The sequence below is a fragment of the Pseudomonas sp. TNT2022 ID1044 genome (assembly GCF_028656895.1).
Lineage (GTDB): Bacteria > Pseudomonadota > Gammaproteobacteria > Pseudomonadales > Pseudomonadaceae > Aquipseudomonas > Aquipseudomonas reinekei.
Map to the genome: position 1 here is coordinate 568,624 of NZ_JAMDHB010000022.1, position 19,466 is coordinate 588,089.

12 protein-coding genes and 3 pseudogenes are annotated in these 19,466 nt (G+C 60.4%); 7 read left to right on the top strand and 8 right to left on the bottom strand.

Going from position 1 to position 19,466, the window contains the following annotated elements; all coding sequences use genetic code 11:
• Positions 1-163 precede the first annotated feature (163 nt).
• A complete protein-coding gene (locus M5G20_RS25075; RefSeq protein ID WP_273921351.1) occupies positions 164-2,059 on the top strand; it encodes a sensor histidine kinase in 1,896 nt (631 codons plus the stop codon).
• A complete protein-coding gene (locus M5G20_RS25080) occupies positions 2,056-3,384 on the top strand; it encodes a sigma-54-dependent transcriptional regulator (protein ID WP_150732048.1) in 1,329 nt (442 codons plus the stop codon). The genes M5G20_RS25075 and M5G20_RS25080 overlap by 4 nt, the downstream gene beginning before the upstream one ends.
• Before the next feature lie 105 nt (positions 3,385-3,489).
• Here the strand turns inward: M5G20_RS25080 and M5G20_RS25085 are convergent, their stop codons facing one another.
• The 3 genes from M5G20_RS25085 to M5G20_RS25095 form a co-directional block, all read right to left on the bottom strand.
• Entirely contained in the window at positions 3,490-4,398 is a 909-nt protein-coding gene (locus M5G20_RS25085; protein ID WP_273921352.1) for a hypothetical protein, read from the bottom strand.
• Positions 4,395-5,090 (bottom strand): hypothetical protein, encoded by a 696-nt coding sequence (locus M5G20_RS25090; protein WP_273921353.1) that lies wholly within the window; start codon positions 5,088-5,090, stop codon positions 4,395-4,397. Before M5G20_RS25090 ends, M5G20_RS25085 begins: the two co-directional genes overlap by 4 nt.
• Before the next feature lie 115 nt (positions 5,091-5,205).
• A complete protein-coding gene (locus tag M5G20_RS25095; RefSeq protein ID WP_273921354.1) occupies positions 5,206-6,237 on the bottom strand; it encodes an alpha/beta fold hydrolase in 1,032 nt (343 codons plus the stop codon).
• A 194-nt stretch (positions 6,238-6,431) separates the two neighbouring features.
• Between M5G20_RS25095 and M5G20_RS25100 the strand changes: the two genes are divergently transcribed.
• On the top strand, positions 6,432-11,663 hold the full coding sequence (locus tag M5G20_RS25100; RefSeq protein ID WP_273921355.1) for a dermonecrotic toxin domain-containing protein: 5,232 nt from the start codon (positions 6,432-6,434) through the stop codon (positions 11,661-11,663).
• Positions 11,664-11,710: 47 nt separating this feature from the next.
• On the opposite strand, the gene metE is transcribed toward M5G20_RS25100, so the two are convergent.
• On the bottom strand, positions 11,711-14,023 hold the full coding sequence (gene metE / locus M5G20_RS25105) for a 5-methyltetrahydropteroyltriglutamate--homocysteine S-methyltransferase (RefSeq protein ID WP_273921356.1): 2,313 nt from the start codon (positions 14,021-14,023) through the stop codon (positions 11,711-11,713).
• Positions 14,024-14,133: 110 nt separating this feature from the next.
• On the opposite strand from metE, the gene metR reads away from it, so the two are divergent.
• A complete protein-coding gene (metR, locus tag M5G20_RS25110; RefSeq protein WP_056855241.1) occupies positions 14,134-15,051 on the top strand; it encodes a transcriptional regulator MetR in 918 nt (305 codons plus the stop codon).
• A 47-nt stretch (positions 15,052-15,098) separates the two neighbouring features.
• Here the strand turns inward: metR and M5G20_RS25115 are convergent, their stop codons facing one another.
• Genes M5G20_RS25115 through M5G20_RS25125 form a run of 3 tightly spaced genes read right to left on the bottom strand, consistent with a single transcriptional unit; the run spans position 15,099 to position 16,703 of the window.
• Positions 15,099-15,596, bottom strand: a complete 498-nt coding sequence (locus tag M5G20_RS25115) for a GNAT family N-acetyltransferase (protein WP_273921357.1) — start codon at positions 15,594-15,596, stop codon at positions 15,099-15,101.
• A 2-nt stretch (positions 15,597-15,598) separates the two neighbouring features.
• Entirely contained in the window at positions 15,599-16,237 is a 639-nt protein-coding gene (locus M5G20_RS25120; RefSeq protein ID WP_273921358.1) for a LysE family translocator, read from the bottom strand.
• A gap of 22 nt (positions 16,238-16,259) precedes the next feature.
• Positions 16,260-16,703 (bottom strand): NUDIX hydrolase, encoded by a 444-nt coding sequence (locus M5G20_RS25125; RefSeq protein WP_273921359.1) that lies wholly within the window; start codon positions 16,701-16,703, stop codon positions 16,260-16,262.
• Between the two features lie 173 nt (positions 16,704-16,876).
• Here M5G20_RS25125 and M5G20_RS25130 point away from each other — a divergent pair, with 173 nt between their 5' ends.
• Positions 16,877-17,347 (top strand): hypothetical protein, encoded by a 471-nt coding sequence (locus M5G20_RS25130; RefSeq protein WP_273921360.1) that lies wholly within the window; start codon positions 16,877-16,879, stop codon positions 17,345-17,347.
• A gap of 110 nt (positions 17,348-17,457) precedes the next feature.
• Here the strand turns inward: M5G20_RS25130 and M5G20_RS25135 are convergent.
• Positions 17,458-17,637 (bottom strand): annotated as a pseudogene (locus tag M5G20_RS25135) (carbon-nitrogen hydrolase); the annotation flags it as partial.
• Here M5G20_RS25135 and M5G20_RS25140 point away from each other — a divergent pair.
• Positions 17,629-17,906 (top strand): annotated as a pseudogene (locus M5G20_RS25140) (helix-turn-helix transcriptional regulator); the annotation flags it as partial. The pseudogenes M5G20_RS25135 and M5G20_RS25140 sit on opposite strands and share 9 nt — an antisense overlap.
• A 286-nt stretch (positions 17,907-18,192) precedes the next feature.
• A pseudogene (locus M5G20_RS25145) lies at positions 18,193-19,443 on the top strand (FMN-binding glutamate synthase family protein); the annotation flags it as partial.
• Positions 19,444-19,466 lie beyond the last annotated feature (23 nt).

The window sequence follows — 19,466 nt, forward strand, 5'->3', positions numbered from 1 at the left end:
GCGGCCCCGAAACCTGTAAATGCAATTTTTCTGACACACCGCATTCATCGGTTTTACGACTGCTTCGCAGCCGAGCGGGAGCAAGCTCCCTCGCCACAGGTTCTTCGTTCGGCAGGAACCAGAGCAAGCACGTTGCCATGCTGGTTGACCCAAGGCATCTGTGATGAAATGCGACCCCGAACTTTACCGCGCCACGTCGCCATCACTCGCCGTGAAACCCCGTCTGATTCGCCATCTGTTCCTGCCGCCGCTGATCATCGCACTGATGATCGGACTGGGTTACATCGGCTTCTGGGTCAGTGAACACTACGGCATTCGCAGCCTCAGCGAAAACGGCCAGCGCCAGCTGGAACTGCATGCCCGTGCAGTGGAAAGTGAAATCAGCAAATACACCTACCTGCCCAGCCTGCTGGAACTCGAAACCAGTGTCTCCAGATTGCTGGCCGACCCGAGACCGGAACACCGGCAAACGGTCAACGATTACCTCGAAGGCCTGAACCGGCGCAGCCGCAGTCGGGCCATTTATGTGATGGACACCACCGGTCGTGTCATGGCCACCAGCAACTGGCGCGATGTCGACAGTTACCTCGGTGAAGACCTGTCCTTCCGCGCCTATTTCCAGAACGCCGTGCGCGGTCAGCCCGGGCGTTTCTACGGCATCGGCAGCACCAACGGCGAACCCGGTTACTACCTGGCCCATGGCCTGGAAGAACACGGCAAGATCATCGGCGTCGCGGTGGTCAAGGTCCGCCTCGAGGCCATGGAAGAACGCTGGCAACGGGCGCGCCTGGAAGCCTTCGTCAGCGACGAGAACGGCATCATCATTCTCTCCAGCGATCCGGCGCGTCGCCTCAAATCCGTGGTGCCGCTCAGTGATGAGACCAAAGAGAAACTGGCCCGCAGCCTGCAGTACTACTGGTTTCCGCTGAACGAACTGCAACCGCTGGCCCGGGAAACCCTGTCCGAAGGCGTGGAAAAACTCACCTTCCCGGCCAACAGCGAACTGGTCTCCGACGATGAAAACATCAGTTATCTGTCGCAAACCCGGCCTTTGAGCGATACACCGTGGAATTTCACCCTGTTGACGCCGCTGCAGGACCTGCGCCGCGAAGCGATCAATCAGGGGATTCTGGTGGCGGTGGCGTTCGCCCTCGTGGCGTTCCTGCTGATTGCCTGGAATGAGCGGCGCAAGGTGATCGCCACTCGCCTCGCGGCCCGGGAAGCCTTGCAGGAAGCCAACAATCAACTGGAGCGTCGGATTACCGAACGCACCGTCGACCTGCGCGCCAGCAATGAACGGCTCAAGGGTCAGATCCGCGAACGACGTCATGCCGAAGAGACGCTGCGCCGCGCCCAGGATGAACTGGTGCAGGCCGGAAAACTCGCGGCCATCGGCCAGATGTCCACCAGCATCGCCCACGAATTGAACCAGCCACTGGCGGCGCTGCGCACGCTGTCCGGTAATACCGTGCGCTTTTTGGAGCGTGGTCAACTCGACGTGGCCAGCACCAACCTCAAGACCATCAATGAACTGATCGACCGCATGGGCCGCATCACCGCCAGCCTGCGCTCCTTCGCCCGGCGCGGTGACGACAAGGGCCAGGCGTGTCTGGGCAAAGGCGTGGAGGCGGCGTTGCAGTTGCTCGATGGACGAATGAAAAACACGCAGTTGCATCGCCTTTTCGAAGAGGTACAGGTACAGATCGACCAGACCCGCCTCGAACAGATTCTGGTCAATCTGATCGGCAACGCCCTCGACGCGATGCAGGCGCAACCGCAACCCGAACTGTGGCTTGAAGGTGAAGCATTCGATGGCAAGTATCGACTGCGGGTGCGTGACAATGGCCACGGTATCGACGCCGAAGCGCGCAAGCATCTGTTCGAACCTTTCTTCACCACCAAACCCGGCGAACAAGGCCTGGGCCTTGGCCTGACCCTTTCCGCCAGCCTGGCTGCCGCCACCGGCGGTCATTTGGGTGTTGAGCACCCCGCCAGCGGTGGTACCGCATTCGTCCTCAGTTTACCGTTGGTAAGCCCCACTCCCGCCGAGCCAATATGAACAACGACCTTAGTGTATTGATCGTCGAAGACGACCCCCATGTACTGCTCGGCTGCCAACAGGCGCTGACCCTGGAAGACATTCCGTGCATCGGCGTGGGCAGTGCCGAAGAAGCGCTGGAGCGGGTCGGCGACAACTTTGCCGGCATCGTCATCAGCGACATTCGCCTGCCGGGCATCGATGGCCTGGAGTTGCTGGGCCGTCTCAAGGAGCGTGATCGAAGTTTGCCGGTGGTGCTGATCACCGGCCACGGCGACATCTCCATGGCCGTCGGCGCGATGCAGAAGGGCGCCTACGACTTCATGGAGAAACCCTTCTCCCCGGAACGCCTGGTGGATGTGGCCCGTCGCGCGCTGGAGCAACGCAGCCTGGCGCGGGAAGTGTCGTCGTTGCGGCGGCAACTGGCTGAACGCGATTCCCTTGAAGGCCGGATCATCGGTCGCTCGCCGGCCATGCAGAACCTGCGCGAACTGATTGCCAACGTCGCCGACACTTCAGCCAACGTGCTGATCGAGGGCGAAACCGGCACGGGCAAGGAACTGGTCGCCCGCTGCCTGCATGACTTCAGCCGTCGTCACACCAGGCAATTCGTGGCGCTGAACTGCGGCGGCCTGCCGGAGAATCTGTTCGAAAGCGAAATTTTCGGCCACGAGGCCAACGCCTTCACCGGCGCCGGCAAACGGCGGATCGGCAAGATCGAACACGCCGACGGTGGCACGCTGTTCCTCGACGAAGTGGAAAGCATGCCCCTGCCCTTGCAGATCAAACTGTTGCGGGTCTTGCAGGAGCGCACCCTCGAACGCCTCGGCTCGAACCAGAGCGTGGCGGTGGATTGCCGGGTGATCGCGGCGACCAAATCCGACCTCGTCGAATCGAGCAAGGCCGGCGAATTCCGCAGCGACCTGTATTACCGCCTCAACGTAGTGACCCTGGAACTGCCGCCGTTGCGCGAACGCCGCGAAGACATCCTGCAATTGTTCGAATATTTCTTGCAGCAGTCGTCCCTGCGCTTTGACCGGATCGCGCCGGAGCTGGATAACCAGACCGTCTCGAACCTGATGAGCCACGACTGGCCGGGCAACGTGCGCGAACTGCGCAACGTCGCCGAGCGCTTTGCCCTCGGCCTGCCGGCGTTCAAGAAAACCGGCGCGGGCGTGAGTGCGCAAGGCCTGGCATTCGCCGAAGCGGTGGAAGCGTTCGAACGCAACCTGTTGAGCGATGCCTTGCAGCGCAGCGGCGGCAACCTGACCCAGGCCAGCCAGGAACTGGGCATGGCCAAGACCACCTTGTTCGACAAAGTGAAGAAATACGGGTTGAGCCACTGAGAAGTGCAAACCCTGTAGGAGCCGGCTTGCTGGCGATAGCGACTACACAGTCAGCATTGATGTGACTGGTACACCGCCATCGCCAGCAAGCCGGCGCCTGCAGGTTTAGCGTCCGTAGACGTTCTCGAGCTGGGCCTGGGTCAGCGCATCCTCAAACGGCACCGGCACGGACTTCACCGCGCCATAGAGGTTGCGATAACGCCAGTAATTACCGTTGTTCGCCAATTGATAGCCACGCTCGACCACACGCTGACCATCAAGCACATACCGCAAGGTTTCCTGCGCGGCCGGTGGCGGAGTCGGTTGCATCAGGTCCGTGGCCAGAACGCGCATGGATTCGTCGATGCACTCGTCGAGCACCGCGGTGACTTTTGCCAGTTCGAGGCTGCCGTCATCGATGCACTGGCTGCCGCAACGACGGATCGGCTGGCTGGTCACTTCGATGCGCATGCGGTACAGCGCCGAGCCGGCGATGTCCTGGACCTGGACCTGATTGATCAGCACAAAGCTGCCGCGATCCGGGGTCAGCATCAGTTTCGGCTCGATCAACAAACGCGCCGTGACCTGCCCTTCGCCCTGCTTGAGCCCGGCCACCTGCGAGGCGTGCTGATAGCGTTGCTGCAAGCGTTCCTGCAAGGGCACGCCAGCGAGCAGATCCGCCATGGGGCGTGAGTCCTTGAGGGCGGCATTTTCCGCATCACGCTGCAAGGTGCCGCTGCCCATCTGGGTGTTGACCAGACTGGCCACCAACACGCCCGCCAACCCGGCACTGGTGCCCGAGTTGAGCAACAACGCCTGACTCGACGACGCAGCCTTGAGCGCCTCTTTGCTATCAATCACGGTACTGGCCCCGACGAAAGCTTGCGGCACCTGCACATCGACCTTGAGCCCGTGCGCCTGAACGTAAGGCAGTGCGGCCTGATCCTTGAAACCGGCCTCGGGAGCCGGTTTTTGTGCACAGCCACCCACCATCAGCAGGGCCAGCGCTGTGGCCGCTACGATCGAACGCTTCATTGGGCGAACGGGGTAATCATTTGCTGACGGCTGTTATCCACAGCCTGGTAGAACGCGTTGGACAGGTTGGTATAGGTCGGCTCGTCCCACTCGCCCTGTGCGGCTTGTATCGCGGCAAATGGCTGGAACCACAGCAGTTTGTTGTCGGCCAGATCAACCACCATGCCCTGTCCGCCGACCTGCGCCATCGGCACGCTGGTGGGCACGATGCTGTAGTAGCTGCGGGTCGCACCGGTGGCGGTGACATACACCAGCAGCAGGCGATCGACGCCGTATTTGGCTTTCATCGGGGTCAGGTCTTTGATCGTGTAGCCTTCGCGGAACTTGGTTTCCTTGTAGGCCTTCAGGTCGATCTTGTCGTCGATGCGCTTGGCTTTGTAGCCCTTGGCCTGCAACTTGGCGACGATGGCATCCGGCAGGGTATCGAAATCGCGGACTTGCCAGGTTTTGACGTTGTCGCTGAGTTTGCTGTTGACGCCCGCGTTGATCGCGTAATCGAGAAGCCCCTGGTTACCGGTCAAGGCCAGTACCGGCGGCGGCAATTCGCTGATGGCGACGCCGATGGTCGGCTCCTTCGCATCCCAGAATTGTTGGTCGAGCGGAACAGGGGGTTGTACGTTGGCGCAGCCGGTGAGGGTCAGGCAGGCGAGCAATGTGAGTGCAGCGAGAGTGCGTAGAGCGTGGAATGGCATGGATCAAGTCCCTATGATTGAAAGTCGCTGCCTGTATCGGCAGCGACAGCGCAATCAATAGTGGCACATTGATATATTTTTGACGACAGGAACCTGACAGTTGATTGCAGGCGCGTTAAAGGAGGTTGTGTTCGGCCACCGGGTCGATCTGCGCCCAATGGGACGTGTCTTCGCGGTGTTCGCGTAAATAGGGCAAAACCGCCGCCAGCAACGGCGCCTTGAAAGCTTCCTGGAAGCGATGGGCTAGGCCTGGAATCAGTATCAATTGACTGCCGCGCAAATGCGCGGCCAAGTGCACGCCGTGCATTACCGGCAACAACGGATCGGCGGTGCCATGCACCACCAGCGCCGGGACCCGCAATTGGTTAAGCAACGCCACGCGACTCGGCTCGGCGAGAATCGCCATGATCTGCCGTTTCACGCCTTCGGGATTGAACGCCCGGTCATAGGACAGCGCCGCCTGATGCAGCAGGGCCTGGCGATCATCCGTCACTGTCGGACTGCCCAACGCCGCCAGCAAGTCGGCCTGTTGCTCCAGGGCGACCTCGCGATTGGGCGCTCCACGACGCGAGAGCAATTGCACCAGCGCCGCACTTGGCGCCGGCAAGCCTTCGGCACCGGACGTGGTCATGATCAGGGTCAGGCTCTCGACGCGCTGCGGCGCCATGGCCGCCATATGCTGGGCGATCATCCCGCCCATGCTCGCGCCCAGCACATGGAATTGCTCAATGTGCAACGCGTCCATCAGGCCCAGGCCGTCGCTCGCCATGTCGGTCAACGAATACGGTGCCGACACCGGCAAACCCAGTTTGTAGCGCAGCACTTCGAAGGTCAGGTTGGCCTCGAGCGGCGCCTGCCGCCAGGTCGACAGGCCGACATCGCGATTGTCATAACGGATCACCCGAAAACCCTGCTGACACAGCGCTACCACCACCTCGTCGGGCCAGTGAATCAGTTGCCCGCCCAGGCCCATCACCAGCAGCAATGCCGGGTCCGACGCACGACCAATGCTCTGGTACGCCAGGCTCACCTGATCCAGATCGACCCGTTCGGTCGGAACATTGACATCGCAGCGAGACGCCGCCAATGACGGCAGGCCGAACACAATAGCGGCCAAACATACAAGGCTTGATAAGAAAACACGCATGAAGAAACACCGAAACGCAGAACCCCAGTAGAGCGCGAGTCTGATGAAGTTTGTTCAAGCGCGCTGCCACAGTTCCATGACAGTTTGATGAAGAGTGCCGGGTGATCATCTCCCGTCACGATAACTATGTACCGCCAGCCCTCTTGATGGCTGACCTCTAATGGCCGCTCGACCGCCCATTGGAGATACATCTCATGCTCGATTCACGTCCATCCAGCCCCGATGACTTTGGCCTTGCCGACGTTTGGAAACCCGCTGCGGATCTGAACCTTTTGCTCAGTGCCTCGGCGCGCTGGAATGACTGCCATGATCAGTGGCTCGCCCTTATGGCACAGAGCCCGCCGTCGTCATCCCCGGCGGGTGAGTGGCAGGCGCGCGCACGCGGTACTGACGTTTCGCGCAAGGTACAAGCCATTCGGCTGTACCGACAGCATTTCGAGGCGTCCAGCCAGTGGGCATTCGCCCAAGGCAGCCTCAACGTAGAACAGATGCAGGCGTTGCAGGCACTCATCGATCCGGTACCCGCAACAACGCGCAAGCAAACTGTTTATGTTGAACAACTGCAACTCAAAGGCGCCAGTGGCGCGTATACACAATTGTCCGGCGCACTGGTCATTACCCTGAAAGCGGACCAACCGGCCGCTCAGTTGCTGTACGTACCGTCTGCGTCGCCCGCCTGGATGAGCTTTGACAACCGTAACGATCTGGAACGCTGGTTAATCGAACAGCAGCCGCAGTTGCTCGGCCAACCCCGGCTTGCGACGGACGCGATCACCGTCGGTTTCGTCGCGCTTGACGCTCCTGAGCTGGAGCAGAGCGCTGAATCCCTGCTGACACGGTTATCCAGCCTTCCGGTGGATCGACAGCGCAACGAATCGGTTTTTGCCTTGCCCCCCGACCTGCCGGAAATAGGCGCGTTCGAGAGTCCTGCCCTCTTCGGCCAACTGAGCCCCGACATTCCACTGGGCATTCGGCTCAGCACGTTGACGCAACAACAATCTGCACTGGAGGACCTGCTCGGCCACGACTTTCAAGGCGACCACAAAGACCAGCGCCTGCAACGACTGCAACAGCAACTCGACGCACTCACCGCCGCCGAGCAAGACAGCAACGTCGCCGCGACGGCACTTCTGCACACCAACACGGCGCAGCAGATGCTGGAGTTGCGTCATCAGTCGAACCCGCATTACCGCGCCCTCTACCAGGCACGCCTGTCCGGTCTGCGCGCGGAGGCCGAACTGCAATTGAGCCTGAAGCAGATCAGCCGTGATGAGTATCAATGGCTCAAGTCCGTGCTGGATGCGCCCGACCAGCCCCGTCCGGCCGATGTGGTCGTCGCCCGGGTGATGCTGTCGGCGACCGAGACCGAAGGGCAAACCACCCGGACTCAAAGCCAGGAACTGGCCGGTGTGTTGCTGTTTACCCATCCATCGACGTTGCAGCAGTCCTCGCCCCACAGCCTGTTGCTCTATTGGCCTGGGCAATTCGGTGGCCTGCAACGGTTCGCCTCTCGCCAGGCCCTGGAACAGTCATTGTTCAAACTCGCGGCCAACGACACCACGCAGGCACTGCAACTCTTGGCGCTGAGTGGCAACCCGTTCGAAGAAGCGCTGCAAATGCAGCTCTACGCCTGTATACAACAGGTGTCGCGGCTGATGACTGACAACCCTGTCCCCTCTCATGCCAGCCAACGCGCGGCGAAACTGGACAGCCTGCGCGAACAAACCCTCGCCCGTCTGACCGTGCCCATCGCCACGGCCCGAGAACGGGCTTACGCGCACATCGTCGAGCAAAACCACAGCAGCGCCCTGGCAGGTCAATTGCCGGCCTGGCTTGCCTCATTACCGCAGACTCATCGCGATCAGATTAAAGCGTTGTTCACGTCGTATATCGCTGCGATGAAGCGCTCCCACGCGTTGCTTGAACGCGAACTTCCTCCCCGTGGCGCATTCAGCCAAAAGGTCATCGACGCCCGCCTGTGCCAGGAATTCAGTCTCACGCAAAACGTCGAGGTGCTGCTGGATGTCCCCGACTCCACGACCTGGCGCAAAGTGCTGATTGAGGGCGCAGCACCTGGGACCCCTCAACGGAATACGCTGATCCCCAGCGCACAGCGGAGCAAGCTGTCGCTCGCCGAACTGGCGCAAAGCAATATCGACCAGGCGATGTGGTGGCGATTGTCGTTTATGGAGGTCGAAGTCAGCGGCGGCGATGAAACTGAACGCGAAAACCTGAAAACAGGCATCAGCGAAACCTGGCTACGCAAATGGGTCACCGAGCTGGACCTGGCCGGCAAATATGAAACGCTGATCCGCGAGACGTTCCTCGGCCCGTCCGGCGAGTCGGCGTTCAGTCGCGAATACCGCCGGGAATGCCTGAGCGAACCCTGGCGCCTGATGCTCAAACTGCAAGGCGAGTTCGCTCTGTTGCAGCGAGACATCAAAGCTGACGGCCAGCAAGTGCTGGAGATCGCCATCGACGCCAACAGTCGCGAAGCCTACACCGCCAACGGCAAACGCATCGTGCTACTGCCCGCACACCTGACCGTGGGCGGTGAGGACACCCAACATCAGGGGCCGACCACCCTGGCCGGCGTCACGTTCATTGAGGAGCAGATCAACGGCTTGACCCTGCTCTATCTTCCCGACAGCCCCGACGGGGTGTTTCTGCGCCAGTACGACAACCTGGAAGACGCGCGCAAGGCACTGTACAACCTGTGCCTGCACACAAACATGGTCAACTACCTGGCCGGACGTGCCTTGTCCGGGGATTTCGCCCGTCACGTCAGCCGGATCAATCAGGCGCTGCTGAAAAACTTCGACGCGATCATCGGCACGGGCACAGCCTGGCCTGCAACCACCTCCCTGGCCGCACACTTGCTCAATGTGCATATGGGCCGATTGCTGGAAGCACACAGGACGACATCACGCTCAAACGACGCGTTGTATCTGGAGGGTGTCGCGTTGCAATCCGGCGCGATGTTCAACTACCTGAAAATGGCGCTGGGGATGGTGCCCTTCGTTGGCAGCGCCATTGCGCTCTATGACGCCTGGAACAGCGCCAACCTGGCGGTCGCTGCTTTTCTGCGCGGAGAGGTCGGTCATGGCCTGGCCGAGGTGGAAGCGGTGTTGCTGTCCTTGATTGATGCGGCGATGGACATTCTTCCCGCCGTCGCCGCCTCCTCCGGCGGTGCACGCTCAGTCACGCGCCTGCGCCAGTTGAAACGCACGGCCAAAGACCCGGGCGGTTTGCAGACTTCGACGCCACGGCAGGCCCGGCGCACTCTGCAATGCTTCAAGGGCTACGAGTACGAACAGGAGATTTCCCTCGCCGGCCTGCAACCGGGCACCGAAGGCATTTATCGCAACGTGTATCGACACGCCGACGGCGACTTCATGCTCAGCCAGGGACGCCTCTACCGCATCGAATGGACCCCCAATCCACCGCAATGGCGTTTAAGCGCAACGCGCGCACGAACGTACAAACAACCTGTCGCCCTCGACGAGGCCGGCCACTGGAACACCCACTACGCGGTATACGGCACGGTCACTGCCGGGGGCGGTGTCGGCGGCGGTGCAGTGCTCGGGCACATGGCCGACGGCCTGGACCCGCTGTGGCCTGCGGCCATTCGGCGAATGCTGCCGCGCTGGTGGACGGATCGGGCCTTGCGCCGGCAATTGACCTTGACCAATACGGCCGAGGCTTACCTGCGACGACTCGAAACCCAGACCCGCAGCTCCAACGCCACCCTGGAGCACTACCTCAACCTCGAACCCAACCAGCGCCAGCCCCTTAGAGCCAACGCCGACATCGCCTGCGTGAACGACATCGACCTTGCACAGGCCCAATACCTGAACCTTGAAGAATTGATGCTGTTCAGCCATGGCCGAAAGCGCGTGCAGATCGAAGACTTTCAAAGTCGCTGCGCCTGGATCATCACCCAGCGCACGGTGCGGCGAATCGGCCTGATCAAGGAGCGTCTGGTGGAGCATATGGACCGTATCGGTCAACTGGTTGCCCGATCGGACGCTACGCCCTACAGCGATACAGCCGCACACGTGCAACTGATGGCGCAACGGACAGAGATACGAAAAGCTTTTATCAAGGACTTTGACCAGCTTCATACGTACGTCGCAGACGCCAATCGATGGAATAGTCGAATCACCCATCGCGCGCAAAAAGCCAAGATGACCCAAGACATGACCCTCGTTAACGAGAAGTTCAGCGACGCCAATCACCACTACCTCAAAGCGGCGCATGAACTGGAGATCATTACTCACTACAGCGCCGTCAATGACCAGTCCTGGGTCTACTTTCACGTACAGTTGAAACAGGCCCGGATGAAGGTCGGACGCGCCATGCTGACGCAACATCACTTGCCTGAAGTGCGCGCCACTTTCAGCCAACGCAACAAAGTGCTTGAAGACTGCCTGGCGACATACACCGAGTTTCGCCGCAATCTCGGCGCCTGGTCGCTGGGTTATCCCCAGCACCTGGATCTGGAGCAAGTGGCTGCGTTTCTCGACGACCTGGCGAAAATCGAAGCGTTCGCTCGCCACGCCATCAAGACCCGCCCCTCCACCACAGTAAAAACCGGAAACGTCGGGAAGCATCTGTTCGAGACCGAGGACAACCAATGGCTCATCGGCGTTGCCAGCACAGATGCCGTGACCCGGCAAAAGCGCTTCACCATCGAGGGGGTCGATGGCCACACGGAAACCTGGTTACCCCGCTCCGCCAGCGGTAAGTATCACCTCAGCGAACCCGTGAGTACGGCATCAACGGAGCTCGCCACCGATATCACCCCGTTGCTGGTAGAAGCCAAGAACAGGCTCGGCAGGGTGGACGCCTACAAAAGCAAGGTCGAAGGCTACGCTCGGCAGGACATGCTGCCGGTCGACCTTGAACACATGATGGGCAGCGAAGCCACGGAATTGAACATGCGTGCCCAGGCCATCGAACGGTTGTCGTCCTCGGAACCGATGGTGCTGCAATTGCGCAATCGTGCCGATGAGCTGTCCAGCGCCGGCCGCACGCTACGAATAGACCAGACCGTGAACAGCAAAACCCCGACCGAGGGATATCTGGACTATCTACTGGAACAACGGGCGGTGGACATTCGCAAGGAAGGCGGACTGCGGGATATAGGCAAGCGCCCGGATGGACGCCGGGACTTTCTGCAGGAATATGAGGTGCGCGATCTGACCCGAGAGCCGGCGCGAACCTTGTGGTATGCGCACTTTCATTACACCTCGGCCAAGCCCGGGTTCAACGACTTCGTCAAAGCGCATCTGAAACTGCCGGAACAACGCAACCTCGGTTTGCAATGGCAGCAAGCACAGGCCGGAAGTGGTGCCCACATGCAGCCGATCTGGCGCGGCGACATCGGCAAACCCATGGGTACCAAACACTTTTCCGAACTCTGAAAACCTTGCAGGAGCTGGCTTGCCGGCTCCTGCAGGGGGAGCGGCGGTCAGGCCAGTTGAGCGCGCAACTGCCGCGCCGCCGCCACCATGTTCACCAGCGCCGCTTCGGTCTCTGGCCAGGCGCGGGTTTTCAGGCCGCAATCGGGGTTGACCCACAAGCGCTCGGCCGGAATGCGCTGCACGGCTTTTACCATCAACTTGACCATCTCGGCCGTGTCCGGCACCCGTGGCGAGTGGATGTCGTAGACACCCGGGCCGATGTCGTTCGGGTAGTCGAACGCCTTGAAGGCTTCCAACAGTTCCATGTCCGAACGCGAGGTTTCGATGGTAATGACGTCGGCATCCATCGCCGCGATAGCCTCGATCACGTCGTTGAATTCGCTGTAGCACATGTGGGTATGAATCTGGGTTTCGTCCCGCACACCGCTGGCGCTCAAGCGGAACGCCTCCACCGCCCAATCCAGGTATTCCTGCCATTGCGCCCGGCGCAGCGGCAGGCCTTCGCGGAATGCGGCTTCGTCGATCTGTACGATCTTGATCCCGGCGGCTTCCAGATCCAGCACTTCGTCGCGCAGGGCCAAAGCCAGCTGTTGCGCCTGGACTTTGCGCGACACGTCTTCACGCGGGAACGACCACATCAACATGGTCACGGGGCCGGTGAGCATGCCTTTCATGACCTTGTCGGTCTGGCCCTGCGCATAGCTGATCCAGTCGACAGTCATGGCTTTCGGGCGGCTCAGGTCGCCATAGATGATCGCCGGTTTCACGCAGCGCGAACCGTAGCTCTGTACCCAGCCGAAACGGGTGAAGGCATAACCGTCCAGTTGCTCGGCGAAGTACTCGACCATGTCGTTGCGTTCGGCTTCACCGTGCACCAGCACGTCCAGCCCCAGGCGTTCCTGAATCTGCACGGCATGGCGGATTTCGTGGTGCATGGCGTCGGTGTAATCGTTGGCCGACAACTTGCCTTGCCTGTACGCCTGACGCGCCAGACGAATCGAACCGGTCTGCGGAAACGAGCCGATGGTGGTGGTCGGGAATGTCGGCAGTTTCAGCCGTGCACGCTGCTGCTCGATGCGCTTGGCAAATGGCGAATGACGTTGGCTGTCGTGGGGGCCAATCGCCGCGATACGTGCCTGCACTGCGGTTTTGTGGATGCGTGGCGACTCGGCGCGGCTGACTTGAATGGCGCGACTTTCGGCCAGGGCCGCTTGCACCTTGGGCGCTTGCGGATCGTTCAAGGCATCGCGCAGCACGGCGATTTCGCCACACTTTTGCACGGCGAACGCCAGCCAGCTTTTCAGTTCCGGGTCGAGCTTGTCTTCGCGCTCCAGATCCACCGGGCTGTGCAGCAGCGAACAGGAACTGCTGACCCACAGATTGTCGCCAAAACGTTCCTGGGCAAATTGCAGTTGTGCCAGCACTGGCTCCAGCTCACAGCGCCAGACGTTGCGGCCGTTAACCAGCCCTACCGAAAGAATCTTGTAGATCGGCAGGCGATCGAGCACGTGCAGCAACTGGTCGGGCGCACGCACCGCATCGATGTGCAGGCCTTGCACCGGCAGGCCGACGGCCAGCCCGAGGTTGTCTTGCAGGCCGCTGAAGTAAGTCGCCAGCAGTTTTTTCAGCGGTGAATACTGGAGGATGTGGTAAGCGCGTTCGAAGGCGTTTTTCCATGCTTGCGGCAGGTCGAGGGTCAGGATCGGTTCGTCGATCTGCACCCACTCCACGCCCTGTGCAGCAAGACGACCGAGGATCTCGCCGTAGATCGGCAACAGGCGTTCCAGCAAGTCGAGTTTGTCGAAGTCATTGCCTTTCGCCTTGCCCAGCCACAGGTAAGTTAAAGGGCCGATGATCACCGGTTTGACGGTATGGCCCAGCGCCCTGGCTTCGTCGACTTCGCTGAACAGCTGTTCCCAGCTCAGCTTGAATGTTTGATCTGCCGTGAATTCCGGGACCAGGTAGTGGTAGTTGGTGTCGAACCACTTGGTCAGTTCCTGGGCATATTGCGCCTGCCCATGCTCACCGCCGCAGCAGGTCGCGGTGGCGCCACGGGCCATGGCGAACAGCGTGTCGAGGGTCGGCAGGCCGCGCTCATCCTTGGTGTTGTCGAAACGCTCGGGAATCACCCCAAAGGTCAGGGAGTGGGTCAGCACCTGGTCGTACCAGGCGAAGTCGCCGACCGGCAGCAGGTCGATGCCGGCTTCCTTCTGCAACTGCCAGTGGGTAGCGCGCAACTGGCGGCCGACGCTGTTGAGTGCGCGCTGATCGATGTCACCCTTCCAGTAGGCTTCGAGGGCTTTTTTCAGTTCGCGGTCGGCGCCGATGCGCGGGAAACCAAGGGTGTGGGCCACGGCCATGTCGAAGGTGCTCCTGTGTAAAAGATGGCGCTATTGTCGACAGCCAGGACAACATGAGACAAACTCAACCTTTTCGTGTTGATCACAAGTTTTCCTCATGGAGCCCCACGGTGCTTGAAATCCGTCACCTCAAGACCCTGCACGCCTTGCGCGAAGCCGACAGCCTGGTGGATGCGGCCGACCGCCTGCACCTGACCCAATCGGCACTGTCCCACCAGTTCAAGGAACTGGAAGAGCGCATGGGCATGCCGCTGTTCGTGCGCAAGACCAAACCGGTGCGTTTCACCAGCGCCGGCTTGCGCCTGCTGCAACTGGCCGACGCCACCCTGCCGCTGCTGCGCGCTGCCGAGCGCGACATTGCACGACTGGCCGGCGGCACCGCCGGGCGTTTGCACATGGCCATCGAATGCCACAGCTGCTTCCAGTGGCTGATGCCAACCATCGACCAGTTCCGCGATGCCTGGCCGGAGGTCGAGCTGGACCTGGCGTCGGGTTTCTCTTTCGCACCCTTGCCAGCCCTGGCCCGTGGCGACCTGGACCTGGTAGTGACGTCCGATCCGGTGGATCTGGTTGGCATTACCTATGTGCCGCTGTTCACTTACGAAGCGATGCTCGCCGTGGCCAACCAGCACAAACTGGCGAGCAAGGCCTACATCGTCCCGGAAGACTTGCTGACGGAAACCTTGATCACCTATCCGGTGGAAAGGGATCGCCTCGACATTTTCACCCGCTTCCTCGAACCCGCCGACGTCGAACCGGCCCAGGTCCGCACGTCGGAACTGACGGTGATGATGATGCAACTGGTAGCGAGCGGACGCGGTGTGTGCGGCATGCCCCATTGGGCGCTGCATGAATACAGCTCACGGGGTTATGTGAAGGCCAAGCGCCTGGGCGAGAAAGGTCTGTTCGCGACGCTGTATGCAGCCATTCGGGCGGACATGCTGGACGCGCCGTACATGCGTGACTTCTTGCTGACGGCGAAAGACACGTCGTTTTCGACGCTGGACGGGGTCAGCGCCGTTCGTTGAATCCTGTAGGAGCCGGCTTGCTGGCTCCTACAGGGGGTGTGGTGGATTCAGAGTTCGCGCCACATGTGGATCTTGTCGAAGTATTGCTCACCGACACGCACCGCCATCGGCTCAAGGCCGAACTGGATGAAGCCGCAGCGCCGATACAGATTGAACGCTGCATCATTGCCCGCGGTGACGGTCAACTTGATCAACCGCAACCCTTGATGCGTCCGCGCCTGCGCCAGAACCGCCTCCACCAATTGAACACCGAGCCCACGCTGGCGCACATTGGCGGACACGTACATGCCAAACAGCGTCGCCTTGTGCCGGGCCTTTTCCCGAGGTTCGAACGCCAGCCCGACGATACCGGCCAACTTGCCCTCCTCGAACGCGCCAAAAACCGCATCGAGCTTGCTGGTCAGGCGCGACTCCCACCAACTTAGCGGCATGGCTGCCCGCTCGCGCACGCTGGAAGTGAACGCCTGCGGGTGACGGTCATAGGCTTCCAGCATCAATTCCCGGTACGCCAGGGCGTGACTGGCATCCAGTCGTTCGATCCACATGTTCACGCCGTCCTGCGCTGCTCAAGCATCAAGCGCAGTGCCAGACCGCCCAGCACGAAGCCCATGAAGTAACGCTGCATCGCCAGCCAGGTCGGGTTGTTGACGAACCACGAGGCGATGCCCGCTGCGAATAGCGCAATCATCAGGTTGACGCAAAAACTGACGCTGATCTGGGTCAGGCCCAACACAATACTTTGGGTGAACACCGAACCGTGTTCCGGAGTGATGAACTGCGGAAAGACCGAGAGATAGAACACCGCGATTTTCGGGTTCAAGGCGCTGGTCAGAAAGCCCATGGTGATCAGTTTTCGCGACGAATCCGGCGGCAACTGCTGGGCCTCGAATGGCGAGCGCGCACCGGGTTTGACCGCCTGCCAGGCCAGCCACAACAGGTACAAAGCGCCGACCCATTTCAGCACTTCATAAGCCATCGGCACCGCCAGGAACACCGCGGTCAAGCCGGCCGCCGCCGCAAACAGATGCACGAAGAAACCCGCGACCACGCCGAGCAAGGACGTCACACCCGCCTTGCGCCCCTGGCAGATCGAACGGGAGATCAGATAGATCATGTTCGGCCCCGGCGTCAGCACCATCAGCAACGCGGCGGCGGCGAATATCAGCAAGTCCTGGAGCGGGATCATGGCGGTTCCTTTGCGTAAACGATCAGGCCATCGCGGTCAGCGATGCTCGATAAAACGGCAGGATCAGGTCCCGTGTCAATGGCGCCAGCGTGACATCGCCGTCGGTGGCCGGGTCGATCCAGAGCACCTCTTCGATCTCGGCCGCAGGCGTCACGTCGACATCGATGTGCAACTGAAAAATCTCGGCGTGTACGACAAAGCCCGGCTCGTTCGCGGCCGGTGCCGAGAAATGACCGAGGTAAACGGCCTGTGCCGGGTCGATGTCGAGACCCAGCTCTTCTTCCAACTCTCGTGCCAAGGCGTGGACCGGCAATTCATGGGGCTCGATCTTGCCACCCGGTTGCATGAATGCCGTGGTGCCACGCTTGCGCACCAGCAGGGTACGGCCGTCGGGACCGATCAGCAGGGCGGCGGCGATGTGGATAAGAGTCGAATCGTTAGGGGCTACCTCGGTGGAAAAACTCATTGTTTGGCACGGGTCCATGCTGACGGGTGCATAGGATCCCATGCCTCAATGGCACCGCCAAGGATTGAATCCTGATAGAAACGGAATGCTCCGCCAGCAAGCCCAGAAATTTCCCACGTTCGAGTTTGATAGCGTGCCCAATCGCCAAAAACGCTGCCAATGGAACGTCAAGCATGTCCGATATTTCGACACTGAAAGAAAAAATCGATACCAATACTTTTTATCTCGTCCTCCTGACGATCGTGACGGCAGGGGCTTACATGTATATCTGGCTATACAAGGCCTCCACCGCAATCGAAGAAGTTACGCATATCAAGGTAATGAGTAAGGGTTTTCTGATTGGATATCTGATTACCGTGACCTGGGTTTATGTGGCTGCTCTCTTCATCAGCCTTCTAATTCCGGGATTGAGTCTTTTGTGGGCCGTTACGGTTTGGTTGCTTGCCGTGGTTTGGTGCTTCCGAGTACGAAGGGCGCTCAGGATCTACACCATGACCAAACATGGTTTTGAACCGCGTATAAATCGCGCCTTTTCGGTGCTATTCACCTTCTATCACATCAACTATTGCATCAACGCCCTGGCCCGCGACAAAAACAAAAACGAGCGAAAGAAACCGTTGATTGACAGCTCAGTGGAGGCTTGAGTCGATAAGAGGCGAGATTGTCCTCGCTCAACGCGGACCATTGTAGGAGCGGCAGCAGGCTGCGATCTTTGATCTTGATCGTTACCACGCAGAGTGGAACGATCAGTGGATCAGCGCGCAGGAATCAGCAGCTCACGCAATTCATCCGCATGCTCAACCTTCTCCCTCGGCAGCTTCAGCCGATGGTCATCCAGATAACGATAATCCTGGCGCGCCGCCGTCAACTGGCTCAGGTCCAGTTCGACCGCAAACTGCCCTTCTTCGCGCCCAGCCTCCAACAACAGAGCGCCGACCAGCACTCGCAGGTATTCGCCGAATGCCCAGGCGAAGACGGCGGCCCCGACCCGTTGTTCAAGGATTACCTGCGCGCCTGTACCTGCTCGATCCGTTCTACATCGCCTGCCGCGGACAATCGCGCACCGGTTTGTATCGTTTGTCGGAGGCGCCGCCGGAGCATTTCGAGCTCACCGAGTACTATCAACGATACTTTCGTGTGAATGTCGTGGCCGACGAAATCCAGTTAAATTGTCAGCTCGAAGGCGACCGCACGTTGTGCCTGTTACAAGAAACACCTATACAGCAAGCTGGGGATCAAGTCCCAGTCGGAACTGTTTTCGATTTTTCTGCAGGCACAAAATGCCTTATAACCCTTGCATTGCAGGACACCTGTGGCGAGGGAGCTTGCTCTCGCTGGACCGCGAAGCGGTCCCCCGACCAACACCGCGTTCAGTAAGACAAAATCCGTCAACAGGTTTTGCGGCTGCTGCTCAGCCGAGCGGGAGCAAGCTCCCGCGCCACAAAAGCTGTCTGCACCGAACCATCGAGTCCGAACCCAAGGAAACCGTATGAGCCTGTCACTCCTGAGCCGCTACGCCTTCTTTGCCGTCTGCGTGATCTTCACTCTCGCCAGCCTGCCCTTCCTCGAACATGACTGGCTCTGGCCGTTCACTGCCGTGACCGGCGTGCTCAGCCTGATCGGCCTGTTCGACCTGCTGCAAAGCCCTCACGCGGTGCGCCGCAATTACCCGATCCTTGGCAATATTCGTTATCTGGTGGAAGGCATTCGCCCGGAGATCCGCCAGTATCTGCTCGAGTCCGACAGCGACGCCCTGCCCTTCTCCCGCGCCCAGCGTTCGCTGGTTTATTTCCGGGCGAAGAATGAAAGCGCCGACAAACCGTTCGGTACGTTGATCGACGTGTATCAGTCGGGCTTCGAATTCATCGGCCACTCCATGCGCCCGGCGCCGTTGAGCGACCCCGGCGGTTTTCGCGTAATGGTCGGTGGCCCGCAGTGCACCCAGCCGTATTCCGCGTCGGTGTTCAACATCTCGGCCATGAGTTTTGGCTCGCTCAGCGCCAACGCCATTCGCGCGTTGAACCAGGGTGCCAAACTCGGCAATTTCGCCCATGACACCGGCGAAGGCAGCATCAGCCCCTATCACCGCGAACACGGTGGCGACCTGACGTGGGAGCTCGGCAGCGGCTACTTCGGTTGTCGCACCAGCGATGGCCGCTTCGACCCGGAACGCTTCGCCGCGCAGGCGCAAACGCCGCAAGTGCGGATGATCGAAATCAAGATGAGCCAGGGTGCCAAACCCGGTCATGGCGGCATCCTGCCCAAGCACAAGGTGACCCAGGAAATCGCCGACACCCGCGGCATCCTGATGGGCGAAGATTGCATTTCGCCGTCACGCCACAGTGCGTTTTCCACGCCGATCGAACTGATGCATTTCATCCAGCAATTGCGTGAACTGTCCGGCGGCAAACCGGTGGGTTTCAAGTTCTGTCTCGGTCATCCGTGGGAGTTCATGGGTATCGCCAAGGCGATGCTGGAAACCGGCATTCTCCCGGACTTCATCGTGGTCGACGGCAAGGAAGGCGGCACCGGCGCCGCGCCTGTGGAGTTCACCGACCACATCGGCGTGCCAATGCGCGAAGGCCTGCTGTTCGTGCACAACACCCTGGTCGGCCTGAACCTGCGGGACAAGATCAAACTCGGCGCCAGCGGCAAGATCGTCAGCGCCTTCGACATCGCCAGCGTGCTGGCCATCGGCGCCGACTGGGCCAACTCGGCGCGAGGTTTCATGTTCGCCATCGTTTTAACCCCCTTACTACTCGA

Bases quoted from the DNA above. Each gene is read 5' to 3' on its own strand.
- M5G20_RS25075 (WP_273921351.1), top strand. From the start codon at position 164: ATGAAATGCGACCCCGAACTTTACCGCGCCACGTCGCCATCACTCGCC.
- M5G20_RS25080 (WP_150732048.1), top strand. From the start codon at position 2,056: ATGAACAACGACCTTAGTGTATTGATCGTCGAAGACGACCCCCATGTA.
- M5G20_RS25085 (WP_273921352.1), bottom strand. From the start codon at position 4,398: ATGAAGCGTTCGATCGTAGCGGCCACAGCGCTGGCCCTGCTGATGGTG.
- M5G20_RS25090 (WP_273921353.1), bottom strand. From the start codon at position 5,090: ATGCCATTCCACGCTCTACGCACTCTCGCTGCACTCACATTGCTCGCC.
- M5G20_RS25095 (WP_273921354.1), bottom strand. From the start codon at position 6,237: ATGCGTGTTTTCTTATCAAGCCTTGTATGTTTGGCCGCTATTGTGTTC.
- M5G20_RS25100 (WP_273921355.1), top strand. From the start codon at position 6,432: ATGCTCGATTCACGTCCATCCAGCCCCGATGACTTTGGCCTTGCCGAC.
- metE (WP_273921356.1), bottom strand. From the start codon at position 14,023: ATGGCCGTGGCCCACACCCTTGGTTTCCCGCGCATCGGCGCCGACCGC.
- M5G20_RS25115 (WP_273921357.1), bottom strand. From the start codon at position 15,596: ATGTGGATCGAACGACTGGATGCCAGTCACGCCCTGGCGTACCGGGAA.
- M5G20_RS25120 (WP_273921358.1), bottom strand. From the start codon at position 16,237: ATGATCCCGCTCCAGGACTTGCTGATATTCGCCGCCGCCGCGTTGCTG.
- M5G20_RS25125 (WP_273921359.1), bottom strand. From the start codon at position 16,703: ATGAGTTTTTCCACCGAGGTAGCCCCTAACGATTCGACTCTTATCCAC.
- M5G20_RS25130 (WP_273921360.1), top strand. From the start codon at position 16,877: ATGTCCGATATTTCGACACTGAAAGAAAAAATCGATACCAATACTTTT.